This is a genomic window from Mesorhizobium sp. CA12, from assembly GCF_020165255.1.
In the GTDB taxonomy this organism is placed as follows: domain Bacteria; phylum Pseudomonadota; class Alphaproteobacteria; order Rhizobiales; family Rhizobiaceae; genus Mesorhizobium.
In genome coordinates this window covers 105,364-119,516 of sequence record NZ_JAIUHT010000002.1, presented here as the reverse complement: position 1 = coordinate 119,516, position 14,153 = coordinate 105,364, and the positions used below count along the sequence as shown (strand labels likewise).

General features: G+C 63.6%; 14 protein-coding genes. 9 read left to right on the top strand and 5 right to left on the bottom strand.

Annotated features, from left to right (window positions below; all coding sequences use genetic code 11):
• Positions 1 to 118 precede the first annotated feature (118 nt).
• Positions 119 to 1,033, bottom strand: a complete 915-nt coding sequence (gene hemF / locus LB520_RS04745) for an oxygen-dependent coproporphyrinogen oxidase (RefSeq protein ID WP_224636621.1) — start codon at positions 1,031 to 1,033, stop codon at positions 119 to 121.
• Positions 1,034 to 1,154: 121 nt separating this feature from the next.
• On the opposite strand from hemF, the gene LB520_RS04740 reads away from it, so the two are divergent.
• Positions 1,155 to 1,412, top strand: a complete 258-nt coding sequence (locus tag LB520_RS04740; protein ID WP_095766723.1) for a hypothetical protein — start codon at positions 1,155 to 1,157, stop codon at positions 1,410 to 1,412.
• A gap of 154 nt (positions 1,413 to 1,566) precedes the next feature.
• Here the strand turns inward: LB520_RS04740 and soxR are convergent, their stop codons facing one another.
• Complete coding sequence (soxR, locus tag LB520_RS04735) at positions 1,567 to 2,010, bottom strand: redox-sensitive transcriptional activator SoxR (RefSeq protein WP_095766500.1); 444 nt, start codon at positions 2,008 to 2,010, stop codon at positions 1,567 to 1,569.
• Positions 2,011 to 2,158: 148 nt separating this feature from the next.
• Complete coding sequence (locus LB520_RS04730) at positions 2,159 to 2,614, bottom strand: tRNA (cytidine(34)-2'-O)-methyltransferase (protein ID WP_224636620.1); 456 nt, start codon at positions 2,612 to 2,614, stop codon at positions 2,159 to 2,161.
• 442 nt (positions 2,615 to 3,056) lie between these two features.
• Between LB520_RS04730 and LB520_RS04725 the strand changes: the two genes are divergently transcribed.
• The 5 genes from LB520_RS04725 to LB520_RS04705 all read left to right on the top strand — a co-directional run bounded on the left by LB520_RS04725 (position 3,057) and on the right by LB520_RS04705 (position 9,679).
• Positions 3,057 to 3,473, top strand: a complete 417-nt coding sequence (locus LB520_RS04725; protein ID WP_224636619.1) for a hypothetical protein — start codon at positions 3,057 to 3,059, stop codon at positions 3,471 to 3,473.
• 26 nt (positions 3,474 to 3,499) lie between these two features.
• Entirely contained in the window at positions 3,500 to 5,380 is a 1,881-nt protein-coding gene (locus LB520_RS04720; RefSeq protein ID WP_224636618.1) for an ABC transporter ATP-binding protein, read from the top strand.
• A 109-nt stretch (positions 5,381 to 5,489) separates the two neighbouring features.
• The gene (locus tag LB520_RS04715) at positions 5,490 to 7,478 is read left to right on the top strand and encodes an ABC transporter ATP-binding protein (protein ID WP_318012077.1); all 1,989 of its coding nucleotides are present in this window, start codon (positions 5,490 to 5,492) and stop codon (positions 7,476 to 7,478) included.
• Positions 7,475 to 9,358: an ABC transporter ATP-binding protein gene (locus LB520_RS04710; RefSeq protein ID WP_224636617.1), complete on the top strand. Its 1,884-nt coding sequence runs from the start codon at positions 7,475 to 7,477 to the stop codon at positions 9,356 to 9,358. The genes LB520_RS04715 and LB520_RS04710 overlap by 4 nt, the downstream gene beginning before the upstream one ends.
• Before the next feature lie 9 nt (positions 9,359 to 9,367).
• Positions 9,368 to 9,679, top strand: a complete 312-nt coding sequence (locus tag LB520_RS04705; RefSeq protein WP_140838699.1) for a DUF6665 family protein — start codon at positions 9,368 to 9,370, stop codon at positions 9,677 to 9,679.
• Here LB520_RS04705 and LB520_RS04700 read toward each other — a convergent pair.
• Both LB520_RS04700 and LB520_RS04695 read right to left on the bottom strand, forming a co-directional pair.
• Positions 9,676 to 10,530: an alpha/beta fold hydrolase gene (locus tag LB520_RS04700; RefSeq protein ID WP_224636616.1), complete on the bottom strand. Its 855-nt coding sequence runs from the start codon at positions 10,528 to 10,530 to the stop codon at positions 9,676 to 9,678. The genes LB520_RS04705 and LB520_RS04700 overlap by 4 nt on opposite strands.
• A gap of 81 nt (positions 10,531 to 10,611) precedes the next feature.
• Positions 10,612 to 10,956, bottom strand: a complete 345-nt coding sequence (locus LB520_RS04695) for a cupin domain-containing protein (protein ID WP_224524611.1) — start codon at positions 10,954 to 10,956, stop codon at positions 10,612 to 10,614.
• A gap of 310 nt (positions 10,957 to 11,266) precedes the next feature.
• Here LB520_RS04695 and petA point away from each other — a divergent pair, with 310 nt between their 5' ends.
• The 3 genes from petA to LB520_RS04680 are packed head-to-tail and all read left to right on the top strand — an operon-like array spanning position 11,267 to position 14,021.
• A complete protein-coding gene (petA, locus tag LB520_RS04690) occupies positions 11,267 to 11,827 on the top strand; it encodes a ubiquinol-cytochrome c reductase iron-sulfur subunit (protein ID WP_095766509.1) in 561 nt (186 codons plus the stop codon).
• A gap of 16 nt (positions 11,828 to 11,843) precedes the next feature.
• Positions 11,844 to 13,142, top strand: a complete 1,299-nt coding sequence (locus tag LB520_RS04685) for a cytochrome b (protein ID WP_140838693.1) — start codon at positions 11,844 to 11,846, stop codon at positions 13,140 to 13,142.
• 21 nt (positions 13,143 to 13,163) lie between these two features.
• On the top strand, positions 13,164 to 14,021 hold the full coding sequence (locus LB520_RS04680) for a cytochrome c1 (RefSeq protein ID WP_224524619.1): 858 nt from the start codon (positions 13,164 to 13,166) through the stop codon (positions 14,019 to 14,021).
• Positions 14,022 to 14,153 lie beyond the last annotated feature (132 nt).

Genomic DNA, 14,153 nt, shown 5'->3' with positions numbered 1-14,153 from the left:
AAATAGCTCAATTTTTTCAAAAGCATATTAGACGAAAAAGATATCGTCCCTGCCACATTGCCGGCCAAGATTCGGCGAATTGGACAGCAATGCGGCCGTCGCCGCGCTCACCGGATCGTTACGGCCATTTTACCTCGGGCGGCAGGCTGGACAGGATCGAGGCGACATTGCCGCCGGTTTTCAGGCCGAAGATGGTGCCGCGATCGTGAAGCAAGTTGAATTCGACGTAGCGGCCGCGCCGGATGAGCTGTTCGTCGCGCTCGCCGTCGGTCCAGTTCTGGTTGAAGTTGCCTCGAACCAGATGGGCATAGACGACGAGGAAGGAGCGGCCGACGTCCTGGACGAAATTGAGATCGGCCTCCCAGCCGCCCCTGTCCTCGTCAGAATGCAGCCAGTCGAAGAAGATGCCGCCGATGCCGCGCGGCTCGTTGCGGTGCGGCAGGAAGAAATACTCGTCGCACCAGGATTTGAATTTGGGATAGTCGGCGACGGCGGCGTTCTTCTCGCAGGCGAACTGCATGGCGCGATGGAAGGCGATCGTGTCGGGATCGTCCTGGGTGCGGCGGCGGTCGAGCACCGGCGTCAGATCGGCGCCGCCACCGAACCACTGGCGCGTGGTGACGACCATGCGGGTATTCATGTGCACGGCCGGCACGTTGGGGTTCCAGGGGTGGGCAATCAACGAGATGCCGCTCGCCCAGAAGCGCGGGTCTTCCTCGGCGCCGGGAATCTGCTTCCTGAACTCGGGCGAGAATTCGCCGTGGACGGTCGAGGTGTGGACGCCGACCTTCTCGAAGACGCGGCCGCGCATCATCGACATGGTGCCGCCGCCGCCGCGGCCCTCGTCGCGCTCCCAGGGGGTCTTCTCGAAATGGCCGGGCGACCATGACGCTTGCGGGCCGGTGAGTTCCTGCTCGATCTGCTCGAAAGTGGCGCAGATGCGCTCGCGCAAGGCCTCGAACCACAGACGTGCCTTCATCTTCTTCTGCTCGATGTCGGCCGGCAGGCCCACGGGAAGGTCAGGTCTTTCCAATTCGGTCTCCAGTCGCAGGCGCGCTTGCCTGACAAATGACTCGTCTTTTCAGGGCGCGATCCCTAATCTCTTGAGAGGAAGGGTCAAGTCCTGTCTGACCAAGGTGCAAGGGAGTTCCTTCGTGCGCACCCCGGCAAGACCGCCGCTGGATGGCTTACGCAAGAGGCTGGAGCGCTCACGGGCTGAGCGCGAAAACCAGCCGCGCGACGGTTTCCTGCGCGAAACCTTCGTGCTGCCGCGCCCGGATGCGCGCCTGAAGGCCAAGGAGTGGTTCGAGCGTTTTCCGAAACAGGCCTACTGGACCGAGATCGAAAGCTGGTTCGAACGCCCGGGCGACGTGATCGAGTTTACCATGCGGCGGCTGCCGGCGGCCGATTAAGGTGCATTGATATTCAGGTGATGCCGGCCTGCAAATGGCGGCTTCCTGCGCTTCCGGTGCTCACGTACTTTAAGTACGCTCCGCTCCGGTTCTCGGAAGCCACCATTTTCGACTCGGCCTGACCTGAATCTCAATGCACCTTGGCGACAGACTGTCAGCGCACCGCCAGCCGTCTCGCCCCCGTCCCCTCCTTGGCCAGCCGATCTTCCTTGTTCCTCAGCGGGCATTTGTCGATCGACATGCAGCCGCAGCCGATGCAATCGGTCAGGCCGTCGCGCAATTTCTTGAGCTGGGCGATCTTCTGGTCGAGCTCGTCGCGCCAGGCTGTCGAAAGCAGGTTCCAGTCCTCGCGGTTCGGTGTGCGCTCTTCCGGCAGCGACTGGAACGCCCGGGCGATGTCGGCAAGCGAGATGCCGACCTCCTGGGCGACGCGGATGATCGCCACGCGCCGAAGCACGTCGCGGCTGTAGCGCCGCTGGTTGCCGGAGGTGCGGTGGCTGCGGATCAGGCCGCGCGCCTCGTAGAAATGCAGCGCCGATACCGCAACGCCGCTGCGAACGGCCACCTGGCCGACCGTCAATTCCCTTGCCGGGGCCATCTCGATTTTTCCGCTTGACCTCAAGTTAACTTGAGCTTGTAGCCAAGAAATGTCGATAGGGCAATTGCAGGAGAAGGCGATGTGCGCCTGGGTGAGAATGACGCCGCGAGTGGAGCCTGCGCGCGGCAATGAAGAGGGGTTCGGGGTTCTAGCCGAGCTGGCGCAGCGCTTCGCCCGCGACCACAGCGACGGACAGCGCGACATTGATGCTGCGCGCGCCGGGCCGCATCGGGATGGTCAGTCGCGCGTCGGCCGCCTGGTGGACCTGGTCCGGCACGCCGGCGGATTCGCGGCCGAACAGAAGGATGTCGCCGGCAGCGAAAGCAAAGTCGGCGTAGGCGGCCGTGGTCTTGGTGGTGAGCAGCACGAGGCGGCGCGCGTTGGTCTTTCGCCACTCCTCGAAGGCGTGCCAGTCGGCATGACGGGAAAGCGCCGCCATTTCGAGGTAGTCCATGCCGGCGCGTTTCAGCGCTCGGTCGGAGAGCGGGAAACCAGCCGGCTCGATATCGACGCCGATACCGAGGCAGGCGGCAAAGCGCAGGATTGTCCCGGTGTTGCCGGCGATGTCCGGCTGGTAGAGCGCGATGCGGAGACGACCGTTCATTTCCGTATCCTGCTAATAAGTGGCAGATCGGCCACAGGCGCCTGCGGCTTTCGGCGATTTCTGGACTGGCAGGTGGCCATTTTCTGCGAAGTCGAGTATATGCTCACCATCGTCAACCCGAACCGAAGGAGGGGGACCACATGATGACCATGCACTTCCAGCTCCTCTCCGGGGCACCCCTATGCCCACCGGCGGTTTCGGTACGACGATTCTTCTGACACTTTAAGTCCTCATCGCACCGATTCCCGCCGAACCCAGTTTCGGCCTTCGAAGGAATCTTGCGATGTTTTTCAAACTGCCAAAGGGGCGCCGCGCCCCAGCTGAGCGTGTCGGGACCGACGCTGGTCGTGTCCCGGCCGATTCGATCCGCGCCTTCGGCCGAATGCCGATGGTCGAGGCCGCATCACCCTTTTTAACGCATTTGCATATGGAGGACGGGCCGATGTTCGATCCCTACAAGATACCTGGTTCAAGAAGCCTGCATGAACGCAAGGTGGCTACCTGGGCGCTGCTGATCGGCGAGACCTATTCGTCGGCCGTGCATGCCGAGGAACGGCGCAGGCCGCATCGCGGCATGCTGCCGGACGTCGATTTCTCGCGCGCGGTGCCCGATCACAGCCGGCCCACGCTTGTGCGCCGGATCATCCGCCTGATCCGGCCGGGCGACAGGAGCAGGGCTGGTTCCGCCCTTTCGTCCGGACGTTCCGGGCCGTCAGGGACGTCAAACGAGCCTGTCGGCGAAATGCCGGCGAAACCCTATATTGCGCGGGACAGGGCCGGCGATGCGGATGATTCCGTATCGCCGGCCCGCAATGCCGCGCGGCCGCAAAGCCTTGCCCATCAATCCCGCGCCGCGTGAGCGCATAGATAAGTCGAGTGCCTGGAATGTTCCGCTGGTTTGAAAACAGGCTCGATCCGTTTCCCGCCGCGGAGCCGGTCGAGCCGCCGAAGACGCTGATCGCCTTCTGCGTGCATTACACGCGCGGCGCCTGGCCCTACATCATCCTCGACGCGGTGCTGGTGACGGCGATCGCCTTTACCGAAGTCTGGATGTTCGGGTTCCTCGGCCGCATCGTCGACTGGCTGTCGGCGCAAAACCGCGAAACCTTCCTGCAGACCGAGAGCTGGAAGCTCGCCGGCATGGCTTTCGTCGTGCTGTTCGCGCTGCCGGGCACGGTATGGCTGCATTCGCTCCTCAACCAGCAGACGCTGATGGGCAATTATCCCATGCGCATCCGCTGGCAGGTGCACCGCTATCTGCTCAAGCAGTCGATGGCCTTCTATCAGGACGAGTTCGCCGGCCGCATCGCCACCAAGCTGATGCAGACCGCGCTCGCCGTGCGCGAATGCGTGATCAAGCTGATCGACGTGCTGAATTACGTCGTCGTCTACTTCCTCGGCATGCTGTTCATCGTCGGCTCGGCCGACTGGCGGTTGGCGGCGCCGCTCGCCGTATGGCTGGCCGGCTATATCGGTCTGCTGCGCTTTTTCATTCCGCGGCTTGGCAAGGTCGGCGAGGAGCAGGCCAATGCGCGTTCGACCATGACCGGCCGCGTCGTCGACAGCTACACCAACATCCAGACGGTGAAGCTGTTTTCGCATGCGCGGCGCGAGGCGACCTTCGCGAGGGAAGGCATGGCGAGCTTCCTCGGCACCGTCTACCGCTCGATGCGGCTGGTGACGGTGCTCTATGGCTTGCTCTATATCCTGAATTCGCTGTTGCTGTTCTCGGTGACGGCGATCTCGCTGTGGCTTTGGCTCGGCCAGGCGGTGACGATCGGCGCGGTCGCCGTGGTCATCGGCCTGGTGCTGCGAATGTGGGGCATGTCGCAGTGGATCATGTGGGAAATGTCGGGCCTGTTCGAGAATATCGGCACGGTGCAGGACGGCATCCAGTCGATCTCACTGCCGCGTCTCGTCGAAGACCGGCCCGGCGCGAAGGACATCGCCGTCAGCCAGGGTGAAATCCGCTTTGACGACATCCGCTTCCACTACGGCAAGCAGAAGGGCGTCATCGAGAACCTGACGCTGACGGTAAAGCCCGGCGAGAAAGTCGGCATTGTCGGCCGCTCCGGCGCCGGCAAGTCGACGCTGGTCAACCTGTTGCTGCGCTTCTACGACCTGGAAAGCGGCAGGATCCTCGTTGACGGCCAGGAGATTGCGGCGGTGACGCAGGATTCTTTGCGCGCGCAGATCGGCATGGTCACGCAGGACACTTCGCTGCTGCACCGCTCGGTGAAGGAGAACATCCTCTATGGCCGGCCGGACGCGACCGACGAAATGCTCATCGAGGCGGCGCGCCGGGCGGAGGCGCTCGATTTCATCGGCGGGCTCTCGGACCATAACGGCCGCAAGGGATTCGATGCCCATGTCGGCGACCGCGGCGTCAAACTGTCCGGCGGCCAGCGGCAGCGCATCGCGATTGCCCGCGTCATGCTGAAGGACGCGCCGATCCTCATCCTCGACGAGGCGACGTCGGCGCTCGATTCGGAAGCCGAGGCGGCCATCCAGGAGAACCTCTACAAGCTGATGCAGGGAAAGACCGTCATCGCCATCGCGCACCGCCTGTCGACGATCGCGGCGATGGACAGGCTCGTCGTCATGGACGAGGGCCGCATCATCGAGGAAGGCTCGCATGAGGAGCTCGTCGCCAGGGGCGGGCTCTACGCCCAGCTCTGGCAACGCCAGTCCGGCGGCTTCCTGCTCGATGACGCGCCGGCTGAGCCCGATACCAAGTCGCTTCGATCCGAGATGGCTGCGGAGTAACGCGATCGCGATTGCAGCAACTCCGTCCGGAATTGCGCAAAACAAAGACTTGGAGCGGCCCGGCGGTTCTGTGAGCCGTCGAGCCGCTCCGGCATCAAGGTTACGGCGATTGCGGGGAATCGATACCGGGCGTAACCACGACCTCGCCAGAGGCCTGCTGGCGACCAGATCGGTGCCGGCGGATTTCCGGCGCGATGAGAGAAAAATGTTCGACCGCATCTTCACCTGGTTCGAAAGCCGTTATTCGCCGGTGGCGCTGGCCGACGACAGGCAGCCGCCAATGGGGCTTTGGCGGTTCTACTGGTATTTCATAAGACAGTTTCGCGCCGCCTATCGGCTGCGCATGATCATCGTTGCCCTCGCGGCGGTAGTGGACGCGATGCTGCCGATTTTCGTCGGCCTGATCGTCGGCCTGCTCTCCAGCACCAAGCCAGGCGATTTCTTCGCTGCGCACATGCCGTTGCTCGTCATGATGGCGATCGTCGTGCTGCTGCGTCCGCTGTCGATGGTTGTCGATGGTCTCATCCGCAATCACGCCATCGCGCCGAACCTCATCGATCTTATCCGCTGGCAGAGCCATTGGCACGTCGTGCGCCAGGACTGGTCGTTCTTCCAGAACGACTTCGCCGGCCGCATCGGAACCAAGGTCATGCAGAGCGGCGATTCGGTGGAGATGAGCGTCAACCTCACCGTCGATGCCGTCTGGTACGCGCTGGTGTTCGTCGCGGTCGCCATCGTCGTGCTGGCGCGGCTCGATACGCTGCTGCTGGCTGTGGTGGCGGTGTGGCTGGTGTTCTACTGCCTCATCTTCTGGTCCGCGATGCCCAGGATCACGCAGCGTTCGTCCCAACTGTCGGAGCGGTGGTCGCAGGTGAGCGGCCGCATGGTCGACAGCTACACCAACATCCTGACGCTCAAGACGTTCTCGACCGGCGAGCACGAAGACAAATATGTCTCGCAGGCGGTGGTCGAGCATGCCGACACGTTTTACCAGCTGATGCGCGTTTTCACGCTGATGTGGTCGGCCCTGTTCGTCCTCAACGCGGCGCTGCTCATCGCCATAAGCTGGCTGGCGCTGGCCGGCTGGAACGCGGGGACCATGACTACGGCAGCCGTGGCGACCGCGATACCGTTCGCGCTGCAGATCGCCAATATCTCCGGCAGGATCCTCGATGTCGGCGCCAACGTTTTCCGGCAGATCGGCGTTGCCAGCAATTCGATGACGACGATCGCGCGTCCCATCACCATGCAGGACCAGCCTGACGCACCGGCCCTCGCCGTGACCGCCGGCGGCATCGAGTTCGACCGGGTGAATTTCAACTACTGGCGCAAGGACGGCAAAGGCGGCGTCATCGACAATCTGTCGCTGAAGATCGCGCCGGGCGAGCGGGTCGGCCTGATCGGTCGCTCCGGGGCCGGCAAGTCGACGCTGGTCAATCTCGTGCTGCGGCTGTTCGACGTGCAGGACGGCAAGGTGCTGATCGACGGACAGGACATCCGCCACGTCTCGCAAGAGAGCGTTCGCGCGGCGATCGGCTTCGTCAACCAGGACACGTCGCTCTTGCATCGATCCGTTCGCGAGAACCTCAAATATGGACGCCAGTCGGCCAGCGACGAGGCCATGTTCAGCGCCGCAAAAGCCGCTCAGGTCGATGATGTGATCGCGGCACTGACCGATCCGTATGGGCAGAGCGGCTATGAGGCGCTTGTCGGCGAACGCGGGGTGAAGCTGTCCGGCGGCCAGCGGCAACGCATCGCCATTGCCCGCGTCATGCTGAAGGACGCGCCGATCCTCATTCTCGACGAGGCCACGTCCGCGCTCGATTCGGAAGTGGAGGCCGCCATCCAGGAGAACCTCTATAAGCTCATGCAGGGCAAGACCGTCATCGCCATCGCCCACCGGCTGTCGACCATCGCGGCGATGGACAGGCTGGTGGTGATGGACAAGGGACGCATCGTCGAGGACGGCTCGCATGAGACCTTGATCGCCAAGGGTGGGCTCTATGCCCAGCTCTGGCGGCGCCAGTCGGGCGGTTTCCTGCTCGAGGAAAAGCAGGCCGCCGACGATCTGGCGGCGAAAGGTGAAGCCGCGGAATGATGAAAGGCGTCTATCGCTGGTTCGAGGGCTGGGTCTATCCGTTCCGCGAGCCCGTGAATCTTCGGCCACCCGCCAGCGTCGGCGGCTTCCTGTGGCACTATGTCGGGCAGGCCAAGCTCGCTTTCTTCGCCATGCTCATCATCGGCGGCATCGCGCCGCTGGTCGAGGCAGGCCTGTTCTATTTCGTCGGGAGGCTGGTCGATATCCTCGACCAGTTGCCCGGTGAGCGCAGCTGGCACGCGCTGTGGGCGGCCGCCGGTCCCGAGCTCCTGTTCATGGGCGCCGTGGTGCTGGTCATCCGCACTCTGGTGGTCGGCCTGTCGGCGCTGGTCGACGAGCAGACGATCACGCCCGGATTCTACAATCTGGTGCGCTGGCAGGCGCACCGGCACGTCTCGCGCCAGTCCTATGCCTTCTTCCAGAACGATTTCGCCGGCCGCATCGCGACAAAAGTCTGGCAGGCGGGGCAGGCGACCGGCGACCTGATGGAGAGCTTCATCGAGGTGGTCTGGTTCATGATCGTCTATACGGTGACGACGCTCGCGCTGGTCGCCGGTCTCGATCTGCGGCTGGCGGTGCTGGTGGTGATCTGGATCGCTGCCTTCGGCTGGCTGGCGAAACTCTATCTGCCGGCTATCCGCAAGCATGCCGAGGCGACGGCCGAGGCCGGTTCGATGATCACCGGCCGCATCGTCGATTCCTACTCGAACGTGCAGACGTTGAAGCTGTTTTCGGCCGACGGCGACGATCGCTATATCCGCAGCGGCTTCGGCATCTATCTCGACGCGCTGCGGCCGTTCACACGCCGGCTGACCGGCGTGCGCATGGCGCTGACCATGCTCTCCGGCATCATGATCACGGCGATCGCCGCGTTCGCCATCTATCTGTGGGTCGAAGGCTCGATCACGGTCGGCGCCGTCGCCTTCACGCTGTCGCTGGTGCTCAGGCTCAACATGCTGCTTGGAAGGCTGATGATGCAGCTCAACGGCATCCTGAGGAATCTCGGCGTGCTGGAGAATTCCAAGGCGCTGATCTCGCAGCCGCTCGGCCTGACCGACGCGCCGGACGCCAAGGAACTGGTCGTCGCCGGTGGCAGCATCGACGTCAGGAACGTCACCTTCCATTATGGCAAGGGGGCCGGCGTGCTCGACGGCATCGACCTCGTCGTGCATCCGGGCGAGAAGGTCGGGCTGGTCGGCCCGTCGGGCGCCGGCAAGACGACCTTGGCCAACCTGATCCTGCGCCTCTATGACCTCGAGGGCGGCCAGATCCTGATCGACGGCCAGGACATCGCGCATGTGACGCAGAACTCGCTGCGCAGCAATATCGGCGTGGTCAGCCAGGATACCGCACTTTTCCACCGCTCGCTGCGCGACAACATCAAGCTCGGCATGCCGGACGCGACCGATGCGCAGGTGATGGCCGCGGCCAGGAAAGCCGAGGCGCATGACTTCATCCTGGGGCTGCGCGACAACCGCGAGCGCTCCGGCTACGAGGCCTATGTCGGCGAGCGCGGCGTGAAGCTTTCCGGCGGCCAGCGGCAGCGCGTCGCCATCGCGCGCGTCTTCCTCAAGGATGCGCCGATCCTGATCCTCGACGAAGCAACCTCGGCGCTCGATTCCGACATCGAGGCGGCGATCCAGGAGAACCTGACCAGACTGATGGAGAACAAGACCGTGATCGCCATCGCGCACCGGCTGTCGACCATCGCAGCGCTCGACCGGCTGGTGGTGCTGGACGGCGGCCGCATCGTCGAACAGGGCACGCATGACGAGCTGGTGGCGCTTGACGGGCTCTATGCGCGGCTCTGGAAGCGGCAGTCCGGCGGCTTCCTGTTCAACGAGGAAAGCGCGCTGGAAGAGACGCGGCCAGCGGAGTAGAACGGCATCATGTCGGTACGCATGCCTATGAATTTCGGACGGTCAGGCGCGCAGGAAAGCGCGCTCGATCTGCTCGGCCACGAAATCCTCGCCGAGAAGGCCGCAGCGCTCGGCCGCGCCGGCCGGCGTGTCGAGGAAACCCTTGCCAGATTGCGCGAGAGCGGCGAGGGCGAGCATCGCAACCGGCTGCTTAAGGAGGCGGCAGCGGCCGTCCACGCCTATTTCATCCAGCGCGAGCTTTGCGGTTTGCGCAAGCATGACGCCGTGATCCGCGAATACGACATCCCGCGCGCGGTGCTGGTCAGGCTCGGCGCCAGCTAGGCGCCGATTTCCTGGCGAAAACGCGCCAATCGCGCAGCAAGGGCTCCGGGATTCTCGTCGGCGACGAAGTGGCCGCTACCCGGGATGATGTCGCCTTCGACATTGGATAGGCCTGCTGCCTTCAAGCCGTCGAGATAGTCGGCGATGTCGCCGGATTCGGCCGAGCCTCTGAGATAAAGAACCGGCGTGGCGATCGGCGTCGCGGATGGGTGGGAATTGACCTTGGCGTCCGCGGCAAAGGCGCGGTACCAGTCGAAGCCGGCCTTGAGGCTTTCCGGCCGCCAATAGGCCTTGGCATAGATGTCTCTGGCTTCCGCAGGGATCGCCGATTTTTCCTTCGAAAGAATATCGAAGAAGAAATCGAAATAGGCGCGCTCGTGGCCGCTCACCAGTATCTCCGGCAAGGCCGGGATCGCATGAAAGGCGAAATGCCAGATACGCGGGTTGCGGATGACATTTTGCCACGGCGCCACGCCGGGGATAACGACGTCCATGATCACCGCGCCGGACAAATTTTCGGGCTCGTCGCGCAACAGCGCGAAGACGATCTGGCCGCCGACGTCATGACCGGCGACGATGACCTGCCGCAAGCCGCAAACGGCGATCAGCCCCTTCATCAGTCTGGCCAGATATGCCTTTTCTCCGGTCTCGGGCGCGCCGTGTGAACCGCCGATGCCCGGCAAGTCCGGCGCGACCACGCGCTGGTCGCCGGCCAGCTCGTCGACGATTGCCTCAAAAGCATGGGAGCTTTGCGGCCAACCATGCAGCAGCAGAAGGCCCGGCGCATCGGGCGGCCCTGCGTCCCGGATCGCGATAGCCAGCCCCTCGACCTCAACGGTGCGCTGTCGCATGCTTCATCTCCATCGATGCCAGCTCGATGGAACTAGGCTGCAATCAGCGTTCGGACAGGCCCGGTCCGACGATCGGAAGAATCATTCCAACCATTCGGTGATGAAGTGGCCGTTCTCGTGTATGTCGGTGCTTTCGAGCGGGCCAGGCCCGAGATTGGTGAATTTGTGCGGCGTGTCGGGCGGCACGATCAGGATCTGGCCGGCCGTGGCCTTGATCTCCTGGTCGCCGATCGTGAACAGGCCGGTGCCGGAGCGGATGACGAAGATTTCCGCATAGGGGTGCTTGTGCAGGCGCGGGCCGCCGCCGACCGTCGGCTGATAGTTGAAGATCAGGCAGGAATTGGCGCCGAACTGGCCGCATTGCAGCTCGCCTTTCCAGCGGTCGGGGGCTTCGGCCCAGCTGTCGCGTTCAATGACATGCGCCATGACGCCAGAATAGACCGGGCCAGGAGCCGATGTCGAGGCGAACACCGGCTCGATTGACCCCGGATTTCCCGCTGTTTCACCCTGTCCGGCGGCCTGGCGGGGACGCGTCGGCCTGGGCCGCCGCGCATCCCCGCGACAATCTGCCCTTGTGGTCTCACCCCGCTGGACAAAAACGGGCCGCACGCATAAACCGAACTCCAAATGCCGGAGGAATTCGCTAGCCTGTTCGCCATGCGCTGTCGGGCAGGTGCGATTGAGCGGGGACAAGGCTCGGCCTCCGGTTAGGAAGAGGCGAAAGGATCAGGCACCCGTGAGCGCAACCGATATCCACGATCCCAACCGTCGCGATTTTCTCTACGTAGCCACCGGCATGGCCGCCGTTGTCGGCGCCGGAGCCGTCGCGTGGCCGTTCATCGACCAGATGCGCCCCGATGCCTCGACCCTGGCGCTGGCTTCGGTCGAGGTCGATGTTTCTTCACTGCAGCCCGGCAGCTCGCTGGTCGTCAAGTGGCGCGGCAAGCCGGTGGTGGTGCGCAACCGCACCGAAAAGGAAATGAAGGACGGCGCGGCCGTCAATCTCGCCGATCTCAAGGATCCGATCGCACGCAACGCCAACCTGCCGTCCGACGCGCCGGCGACCGACGCCAACCGCACCACGCCCGGCAAGGAAGCCTGGATGGTGATGGTGCAGGTCTGCACGCATCTCGGCTGCATCCCGCTCGGCCAGGAAGGCGATTTCGGCGGCTGGTTCTGCCCGTGCCACGGTTCGCAATACGACACCGCCGGCCGCATCCGCAAAGGCCCGGCGCCGGAGAACATGGCGATCCCGGTATTCAAGTTCATTTCCGATACCAAGATCCTTATCGGTTGAGGCAGGGGACATTTCGATGAGCGAGGGACACTCGACCTATACGCCCAAGACCGGTATCGAGCGCTGGTTCGACGCCCGCATGCCGCTGCCGCGGCTGGTCCATGACAGCTTCGTCGCCTATCCGGTGCCGCGCAACCTCAACTACATGTGGACGTTCGGCGGCATCCTGTCGATCATGCTGGCCGCGCAGATCCTGACCGGCATCGTGCTGGCGATGCACTACACCTCCGACACCAATCTCGCCTTCGATTCGGTCGAGAAGATCATGCGCGACGTGAATTCCGGATGGCTCTTGCGCTATCTCCATTCCAACGGCGCCTCATTCTTCTTCGTCGCCGTCTACATCCATATCTTCCGCGGCCTGTTCTACGGCTCCTACAAGGCGCCGCGCGAGCTCTTGTGGATCCTCGGCTGCATCATCTACCTCTTGATGATGGCCACCGGCTTCATGGGCTACGTGCTGCCTTGGGGCCAGATGAGCTTCTGGGGCGCTACCGTCATCACCGGCTTCTTCAGCGCCATTCCGCTGGTGGGGAACTGGATCCAGGAACTGCTGCTCGGCGGCTTCGCCGTCGACAATCCGACGCTGAACCGCTTCTTTGCGCTGCATTATCTGTTGCCGTTCATGATCGCCGGCGTGGTCGTGCTGCACATCTGGGCGCTGCATGTCGTGGGCCAGTCGAACCCGACCGGCATCGAGGTCAAGTCGAAGACCGATACCGTGGCCTTCACGCCCTACGCCACCATCAAGGACGCGTTCGGCATGATCGTGTTCCTGTTCGTCTTCGCCTATTTCGTCTTCTACCTGCCGAACTTTCTTGGCCATCCGGACAACTACACGGTCGCCAATCCGCTGAAGACGCCGGCTCACATCGTTCCGGAATGGTACTTCCTGCCGTTCTACGCGATCCTGCGCGCCATCACCTTCAACATCGGCCCGATCAACTCCAAGCTCGGCGGCGTGCTGTGCATGTTCGGCGCCATCGCCATGCTGTTCCTGGTGCCGTGGCTCGACACTTCCAAGGTGCGCTCGGCGGTCTATCGTCCATGGTACAAGCTGTTCTTCTGGCTGTTCGTAGCCGACGCCATCCTGCTCGGCTGGCTGGGCTCGCAGCCGGCGGAAGGCAGCTATGTGTTCATGGCGCAGATGGCGACGCTGTTCTACTTCGCCTTCTTCCTGGTCGTCATGCCGGTGCTCGGCCTGATCGAGACGCCGCGCAGGCTGCCGAACTCGATCACCGAGGCCGTGCTTGAAAAGAAAAAGGGCAGCGGGCATCCGGCACGCGCTACCGCCGCGCCGGAAATCACGGGCTGAGAATCTGAGGGGATTTTGGGTATGAAGAAGATTCTCACCTCGCTGGCGCTGCTTGGCTTGGTGGTCGCGGGCACCGCTGCCATCGCCGCCGAAGAGGAACACAACGCGGCCGCTCCGACGCATTTCCCGATCAACGAACCGAAGGAAATGAGCTGGAGCTTCGCCGGTCCGTTCGGCACCTATGACAAGGCGCAGCTGCAGCGCGGCCTGAAGGTCTACAAGGAAGTCTGCTCGGCCTGCCATTCGATGAACCTGGTGGCCTTCCGCACGCTGGAAGGGCTCGGCTATTCGGAGGCGCAGATCAAGACTTTGGCCGCCGAATACACCATCCATGACGGCCCGAACGATGCCGGCGACATGTTCGATCGTCCCGGCAAGCCGTCGGATCACTTCCCGGCGCCGTTCCCGAACGAGCAGGCCGCGGCATCCGCCAATGGCGGCGCCGCCCCGCCGGACATGTCGCTGCTTGCCAAGGCGCGCGGTGTCGAGCGCGGCTTCCCGCGCTTCATCTTCGACATCTTCACCCAGTATGCGCAGGGCGGCCCGGACTACATCCACTCGCTGCTCACCGGCTACGACCAGACGCCGCCGGCCGGCATGGTGATCCCGGAAGGCACGCACTACAACCCGTACTTCCTGTCCGGCGTGTCGCTGAAGATGCCGAAGCCGCTCTCGGACGGCCAGGTGACCTATGACGACGGCTCGCCGCAGACCGTCGACCAGTATGCCCGCGACGTCTCGGCCTTCCTGATGTTCGCGGCCGAGCCGCATCTCGAGGATCGCAAGAAGACAGGCTTCCGTGTCATGATATTCCTGCTGGTCTTCGGCGCATTGGTCTACATGACCAAGCGCAGGGTGTGGGCCGACGTGGCGCACTGAGGCGGCGTCGATCGCAAGAATTTTGAAAGGGCGCCACAAGGCGCCCTTTTGTATTTCGGCGCGCGCAAACCGGGGCGTGTCACATGACCGTCATCGCTCGTGGCGATCCTGCCTCGCACTCAGCAAAGGATC

Excerpts from the sequence above, each read along its gene's own strand:
- LB520_RS04725 (WP_224636619.1), top strand. The coding sequence starts at position 3,057 with ATGTTCGATCCCTACAAGATACCTGGTTCAAGAAGCCTGCATGAACGC.
- LB520_RS04700 (WP_224636616.1), bottom strand. The coding sequence starts at position 10,530 with ATGCGACAGCGCACCGTTGAGGTCGAGGGGCTGGCTATCGCGATCCGG.
- LB520_RS04705 (WP_140838699.1), top strand. The coding sequence starts at position 9,368 with ATGTCGGTACGCATGCCTATGAATTTCGGACGGTCAGGCGCGCAGGAA.
- LB520_RS04695 (WP_224524611.1), bottom strand. The coding sequence starts at position 10,956 with ATGGCGCATGTCATTGAACGCGACAGCTGGGCCGAAGCCCCCGACCGC.
- LB520_RS04685 (WP_140838693.1), top strand. The coding sequence starts at position 11,844 with ATGAGCGAGGGACACTCGACCTATACGCCCAAGACCGGTATCGAGCGC.
- LB520_RS04720 (WP_224636618.1), top strand. The coding sequence starts at position 3,500 with ATGTTCCGCTGGTTTGAAAACAGGCTCGATCCGTTTCCCGCCGCGGAG.
- LB520_RS04730 (WP_224636620.1), bottom strand. The coding sequence starts at position 2,614 with ATGAACGGTCGTCTCCGCATCGCGCTCTACCAGCCGGACATCGCCGGC.
- LB520_RS04710 (WP_224636617.1), top strand. The coding sequence starts at position 7,475 with ATGATGAAAGGCGTCTATCGCTGGTTCGAGGGCTGGGTCTATCCGTTC.
- LB520_RS04680 (WP_224524619.1), top strand. The coding sequence starts at position 13,164 with ATGAAGAAGATTCTCACCTCGCTGGCGCTGCTTGGCTTGGTGGTCGCG.
- soxR (WP_095766500.1), bottom strand. The coding sequence starts at position 2,010 with ATGGCCCCGGCAAGGGAATTGACGGTCGGCCAGGTGGCCGTTCGCAGC.